This is a genomic window from Stenotrophomonas sp. 3diitr2024 (assembly GCF_042136455.1).
In the GTDB taxonomy this organism is placed as follows: domain Bacteria; phylum Pseudomonadota; class Gammaproteobacteria; order Xanthomonadales; family Xanthomonadaceae; genus Stenotrophomonas; species Stenotrophomonas sepilia.
Genome location: NZ_JBHHMJ010000395.1, coordinates 1 through 5,775, shown reverse-complemented (window position 1 = coordinate 5,775; position 5,775 = coordinate 1). Strand labels below are relative to the sequence as shown.

Sequence of the window (5,775 nt, the reverse complement as noted above, 5' to 3'; positions counted from 1 at the left end):
TGGAGCGGTGCCGGCCAAGGCCGGCACCCACCGCGCATCAATCATGCTCGACCGCGCTGCAGTCGAGCCACGCCATGCGTGGATGGAACGGCGCCGACCAAGGTCGGCATCTACCGGAACACGCGCTTTCAGCGCGGCATGCTGTCCTCGGCCACCAGCGCGTGGTGCACGCCGATACCTGCCCGCACGCCCTCGGCAGCGGCCAACGTGATGTTGCCGACCGTGGTCGCATCGCCTGCGGCATACACGTTCGGCACCGAGGTCTGCTTCATCGCATCGACCTCGATCAGCACGCCCAACGGGCTCTCGGCCAGCACGCAGCCGAGCTGCTGCACCAGCGGCGTGGCCATCGCCTGGGTGGCCGGCACGAACAGCGCACGCTGGGCGATGCGGCGGCCATCGGCCAGCTCCACTTCCAGCCAAGTCGGCTGGTCGCCCTGCACGCCCAGCACCGGCGACGTCTCGATCCGCACGCCACGCTGCTGCATGGCAGCCCGTTCCTCATCGGTGATCGGCAGGCCCTGGCTGAAGAAGGTGACATTGCCCCAGTCGGCAAAGAGCGGCGCCTTGCTGGCGGACATCGGATGCCCACCAAGCAGCCCGATGGCGCCACCGCCCACTTCGTAACCGTGGCAATAGGGGCAGTGCAGCACGGTGCTGCCCCAGCGCTCGGCCAGCCCGGGCAGCTCCGGCAGCTGGTCGGCGATACCGCTTGCCAGCAGCAGCTTGCGCGCGGCGAGCACCTGCCCATCGGCGGTTCGCACTTCCACACCCTCTGCGCCGGCGGTGGCCTGCACGGCCTCGGCATGCACCCAGCGCACGCTGGGGTAGTCCAGCAGCTGCTGGCGCGCGGCCTTCAGCAGCTCGGCACCGCTGATGCCATCCAGCCCCAGCACCCCGTGCGAATGGCTGGCGAAACGATTGCGCGGCAAACCGGCGTCGATGACGGTGACCGGGCGGCGGGCACGGGCCAGGATCAGGCCCGCAGCAATGCCGGCATAACTGCCGCCGACGATGAGCACATCAGGATTCATGGTGACCTTCCAGGGAGCGGTGATGGGCGAGGTGGCGGGCGAAGTCGGCGCCGAGCTTGTCCAGTGTGGTCGCCCGCAGGCGCTGTTCGAGCAGGCGCTGTGCTTCGCGTGCACCCTCCAGCAAAGCGCTGTTGACCAGCTGCTGGATCGGGCAGCCACCGCCGGAATCGCGGGTGCCTACCTGTACCAGCGACGGTGCGCCCACCGCCAGGTAGACGTCATGCAGGGTGATGGCTGCGGCATCGCGGGCCAGGTGGCTGCCACCGCCATGGCCACGGGCGCTGCGAACCAGGCCCGCCCTGTGCAGCTGCGCCAGCAGACGGCGGATCACCACCGGATGGGTCGGCAGGCAGGACGCCAGCTGCTCGGAGGTGCGCGGGCCGTCCTGGCCGACCAGATGCGCCATCACGTGCAGGGCGTCGGAGAGCGGGTTCGCGGTCTTCATGTAACTACGATAGTTACATTTATATCCCCTGTCCAGGGTCCACATTTGTTCCATACGGACACATTTGTCCTATGAAACATTTCCTTCACATCACTAAACGAAACGCTAATGTGATTTACGTCGCACTTCAGCGGGAGCTTGGCGGGTCGATACCGCAATGCCCCTTCCCGAGAGTGCTTCCCCATGAATGCGTCTGTCCGTGCTCCGCGCCTGCAGTCCAAGCTGCTCGGCGCGGTGTCTGTTGGCTTGGCCGTGGTCCTGCTGTGCGCGCTGGCTGGCCTGGCCTCCGCCTGGTTCAAGTTGTCCACCGAGGTTCCGCCCGAAGTCACGCACAGCCGCGACGCCGAACGCCTGCAGCGTGAGTTCCGCGGCCAGGTGCAGGAATGGAAGAACGTGCTGCTCCGCGGCCACGACGACGCGTTGCGTCAGCGCCACCTGGACGCTTTCGACAACGAAGGCCGCCTGGTCGAACGGCTGGCCAAGGGCCTGGTGACCAGCCCGGACGCGCGCACGCGTGAACTGGCGCAGGCGTTCGTTGGCCTGCACGCGCAGCTGCAGCAGGACTATCACGCGGCGCTGCAGGCATTTGCCGCGGCCGGCTACGATCCGGCCGCCGGCGACAACCTGGTGCGCGGCAAGGATCGCGCGGTGGCGACCGCTCTGGATGCACTGAGCGCGCATGCCACGCAGGTGGCCGAAGCGGCGCTGGCGGCACGTGCGCAGCAGGCGCGGCAGACCCTGCTGCTGTGCGCGTCACTGACGGTGCTGGCCGCGGTGCTGTTGCTGATCGGCCTGGCCTGGTGGCTGCGGCGCGCCGTGGTGCGGCCGGTACTGGCGGTGGAAGCCGCTGCACGCGCAGTGGCTGCCGGCGATCTGCAGCACGTGGTGCAGGTGCGCAGCCGCGACGAGATCGGACGCCTCGCCCAGGCGATGCAGGCGTTGCAGTCCACGCTGCGCGGCGTGCTGGATGCACAGGCCGCGATGGCTCAGGCGCACGAGGCCGGCACGATCAGCCATCGCATGGACGCCGCTGCCTTCCCCGGCGCGTTCGGCACCATGGTGGCCGACTGCAACACGCTGGTCGACGCACACATCCGGGTGAAGATGCGCGCGATCTCGATCATGGGCCGCTACGCCGTCGGCGACCTCAGCCAGGACATGGAACGCCTGCCCGGCGAGAAGGCAGTGATCACCGAAGCGCTGGATGCGGTCAAGCACAACCTCGGTGCGATCAACGGCGAAATCCGCCGCCTGGCCGAAGCGGCGGCCGCCGGTGACTTCAGCCAGCGCGGCGACAGTGCGCGCTTCGAGCATGATTTCCATGCGATGGTCGAGGGCCTCAACCGCCTGATGCAGACTACCGAGCTGAACCTGGGCGAGGTCTCCAGCATGCTGCGTGCCATCGCCGGCGGCCGCCTCGGCGCGCGCATGCACGGCGATTTCCAGGGCGTGTTCGCGCGCATCGCCGGCGATGCCAACACCACTGCCGCGCAGCTGGCAACCATCGTCACCGACATCAAGCATGCCTCCGGCAACATCCATACCGCTGCCGCAGAGATTGCCGCCGGCAACAATGACCTGTCGCGCCGTACCGAGCAGCAGGCCGCCAATCTGGAAGAGACCGCGGCATCCATGGAAGAGCTGACCTCCACCGTGCGCCAGAATGCCGAGCACGCGCGCCAGGCCAACCAACTGGCGATCGGGGCACAGAGTGTCGCCTCACACGGTGGCAGCGTGGTCGGGCAGGTGGTGGCGACCATGGGTGCGATCGAAACGTCGTCGCGGCAGATCGCCGAGATCATCAGCGTGATCGATGGCATCGCCTTCCAGACCAACATCCTGGCGCTGAACGCTGCGGTGGAAGCGGCACGCGCCGGTGAGCAGGGCCGCGGATTCGCGGTTGTCGCCAGCGAAGTGCGCACCCTGGCGCAGCGCTCTGCGGCGGCGGCAAAGGAGATCAAATCGCTGATCGAGGCGTCGGTGGAACAGGTCGGTGAGGGTGCGCAGCGCGTGCGCGAGGCCGGTGACACCATGGCCGAGATCGTCGCCTCGGTGCAGCGCGTGACCGACATCATGGCCGAGATCTCCGCGGCGTCGCAGGAGCAGAGCGCAGGCATCGAACAGGTCAGCCAGACGGTGATCCAGATGGACGGCACCACCCAGCAGAACGCCGCGCTGGTGGAAGAAGCCAGCGCCGCGGCGCGCAGCCTGGAACAGCAGGCGAACCGGTTGATCGATGCGGTGGATGTGTTCGACCTGTCGGCCACGGCGACAGCGAAGGACGCGTTGGCGCGCGCGGCCTGAGTGATCCGGTTGCCGGCCAGCGGCCGGCAGCATCCACCGCCGCACGGGTGGCGCCCGGCCGTTGGTCGGGCGATGGCAGGAATCCGTGCGGACCAATGGTCCGCACCCACAAACCGGTCCGCACACACCGCGGCCCGCAGCGGCCTCGTGGTCGTACACGGTGGTGCAATGCACCGTTGCCGGCATGCACACGGGCGCTGGCCTACCCTTTCGTGGATATTCCCGTCTCCCTCCCCCCTGCTGGAGCCCCTCATGACAGTCCCCGCCTTCGGTCTCGGCACCTTCCGCCTGAAAGACCAGACCGTGATCGACTCCGTGCGCAACGCGCTGGATGCCGGCTACCGCGCCATCGATACCGCGCAGATCTACGGCAACGAAGCCGAAGTCGGCCAGGCCATCGCCGATTCCGGCGTGCCGCGCGATGAGATCTACCTGACCACCAAGGTCTGGATCACCGCGTTCAAGCGCGAAGCGCTGCTGGCCAGCCTGCGTACCAGCCTGGAAAAGCTGCGCACCGATCATGTCGACCTGACACTGATCCACTGGCCGTCGCCGAACGACAAGGTCGACGTGCCGATGGAGGAGTACCTGACCGCACTGGCCGAGGCCAAGGCACAGGGCCTGACGAAGGAGATCGGCATCTCCAACTTCACCATCGCGCAGACCCGCAAGGCGATCGGCATCCTGGGTGACGGCGCCATCGCCACCAACCAGATCGAGATCCACCCGTACCTGCAGAACCGCCTGCTGGTGAAATTCCTGCAGGACAACGGCATCCACATCACCGCCTACATGAGCCTGGCCTATGGCGAGGTAATCAAGGACCCGGTGATCCAGGCCATTGCCGGCCGCCACCAGGCCACGCCGGCGCAGATCGCGCTGGCCTGGGCGCTGCAGCAGGGCTTCTCGGTCATTCCGTCCTCGACCAAGCGCGAGAACCTGGCCAGCAACCTGGAGGCAGCAGCGATCCGCCTGACCGACGAAGACATGGCACAGATCGCCAAGCTTGACCGCGGCCATCGCCTGGCCAACCCGGAAGGCATCGCCCCGGCCTGGGATTGATTCCAAGACGGCGCGCAACCGCTCTGGTAGACGCCGACCCTGGTCGGCGCAGACGTCTGACCGATCGATGAAACACCGTGCCGACCAAGGTCGGCACCTACCGGAACGCGGGGATCATCCCCTGCCCTGCAACAACCACCCACGCATCGCCGCACTGACCTCGTCCGGTTTTTCCATCGGCGCCAGGTGCCCGCAATCGGGAACCACCACCAGCTGCGAGTGCGGCACCATCGCGTGCATTTCCTCGCTCACCGCGAGTGGCGTAATGCGGTCGTTCGCGCCGCACACGATCAGCAGCGGATCACGGTAACCGGCCAGCACATCATGACCATCACGGCGTTCCAGCGCGCTCTGGCGCAGGAACACCTCCGCGCCCAGGCGGGTGGTCATGTCGCGCACGCGCTGCACCAGCACGTAGTCGTCCAGCCGCGAGGCATCGATGTAGCTGCGCATCAGCACATCGCCGAAGCCGTGGAACTTCCCCGGCAGGCGCACGCTGGCGCGCTGGCTGCGCCGCTGCTCGGCCCGCTCCGGCGAGTCGGCGTGGATGGAGGTGTCGATCAGCGCCAGCTGCAGCACCCGCTCCGGCGCAATGCGCAGGATCTGCTGGGCCACGAAGCCGCCCAGCGAGAACCCGGCCAGCGCAAAGCGCTCCGGTGCCTGCGCCAGCACGTCTTCGGCCACCGCCTGCAGGGTCTCGCCACCGGTCTGGTCGCCCACGGTGCAGTCGGCGATATCGGCCAGGTCGGCCAACTGCGCGCGCCACAGCTCAGCATCGTTGAGCAGGCCGGGCAGCAGCAACAGGGGGATACGGTCGGTCATGGGGATATTGTCGCGCCAGCACGGTGACGGAACCATGCCGCAACGGGCGATTGCGTTGTAGAGTCGCGCCATGCTCGACTGCAGTACAGCCCGTCGAGCATGGCTCGA

General features: G+C 67.6%; 5 protein-coding genes. 2 read left to right on the top strand and 3 right to left on the bottom strand.

Annotation, left to right across the window (positions count from 1 at the left end; translation table 11 throughout):
* Positions 1-128: 128 nt before the first annotated feature.
* On the bottom strand, positions 129-1,034 hold the full coding sequence (locus ABGA94_RS09765; protein WP_005420261.1) for an NAD(P)/FAD-dependent oxidoreductase: 906 nt from the start codon (positions 1,032-1,034) through the stop codon (positions 129-131).
* The gene (locus ABGA94_RS09760; protein ID WP_053496770.1) at positions 1,024-1,479 is read right to left on the bottom strand and encodes an Rrf2 family transcriptional regulator; all 456 of its coding nucleotides are present in this window, start codon (positions 1,477-1,479) and stop codon (positions 1,024-1,026) included. The genes ABGA94_RS09765 and ABGA94_RS09760 overlap by 11 nt, the downstream gene beginning before the upstream one ends.
* Before the next feature lie 183 nt (positions 1,480-1,662).
* Between ABGA94_RS09760 and ABGA94_RS09755 the strand changes: the two genes are divergently transcribed.
* Positions 1,663-3,783 (top strand): methyl-accepting chemotaxis protein, encoded by a 2,121-nt coding sequence (locus ABGA94_RS09755; protein WP_375367150.1) that lies wholly within the window; start codon positions 1,663-1,665, stop codon positions 3,781-3,783.
* A 252-nt stretch (positions 3,784-4,035) separates the two neighbouring features.
* The gene (dkgB, locus tag ABGA94_RS09750; protein ID WP_111128533.1) at positions 4,036-4,845 is read left to right on the top strand and encodes a 2,5-didehydrogluconate reductase DkgB; all 810 of its coding nucleotides are present in this window, start codon (positions 4,036-4,038) and stop codon (positions 4,843-4,845) included.
* A gap of 114 nt (positions 4,846-4,959) precedes the next feature.
* On the opposite strand, the gene ABGA94_RS09745 is transcribed toward dkgB, so the two are convergent.
* Positions 4,960-5,667, bottom strand: a complete 708-nt coding sequence (locus ABGA94_RS09745) for an alpha/beta fold hydrolase (RefSeq protein ID WP_111174841.1) — start codon at positions 5,665-5,667, stop codon at positions 4,960-4,962.
* Positions 5,668-5,775 lie beyond the last annotated feature (108 nt).

Coding starts and splice junctions, on each gene's coding strand:
- ABGA94_RS09765 (WP_005420261.1), bottom strand. CDS start 1,034: ATGAATCCTGATGTGCTCATCGTCGGCGGCAGTTATGCCGGCATTGCT.
- dkgB (WP_111128533.1), top strand. CDS start 4,036: ATGACAGTCCCCGCCTTCGGTCTCGGCACCTTCCGCCTGAAAGACCAG.
- ABGA94_RS09755 (WP_375367150.1), top strand. CDS start 1,663: ATGAATGCGTCTGTCCGTGCTCCGCGCCTGCAGTCCAAGCTGCTCGGC.
- ABGA94_RS09760 (WP_053496770.1), bottom strand. CDS start 1,479: ATGAAGACCGCGAACCCGCTCTCCGACGCCCTGCACGTGATGGCGCAT.
- ABGA94_RS09745 (WP_111174841.1), bottom strand. CDS start 5,667: ATGACCGACCGTATCCCCCTGTTGCTGCTGCCCGGCCTGCTCAACGAT.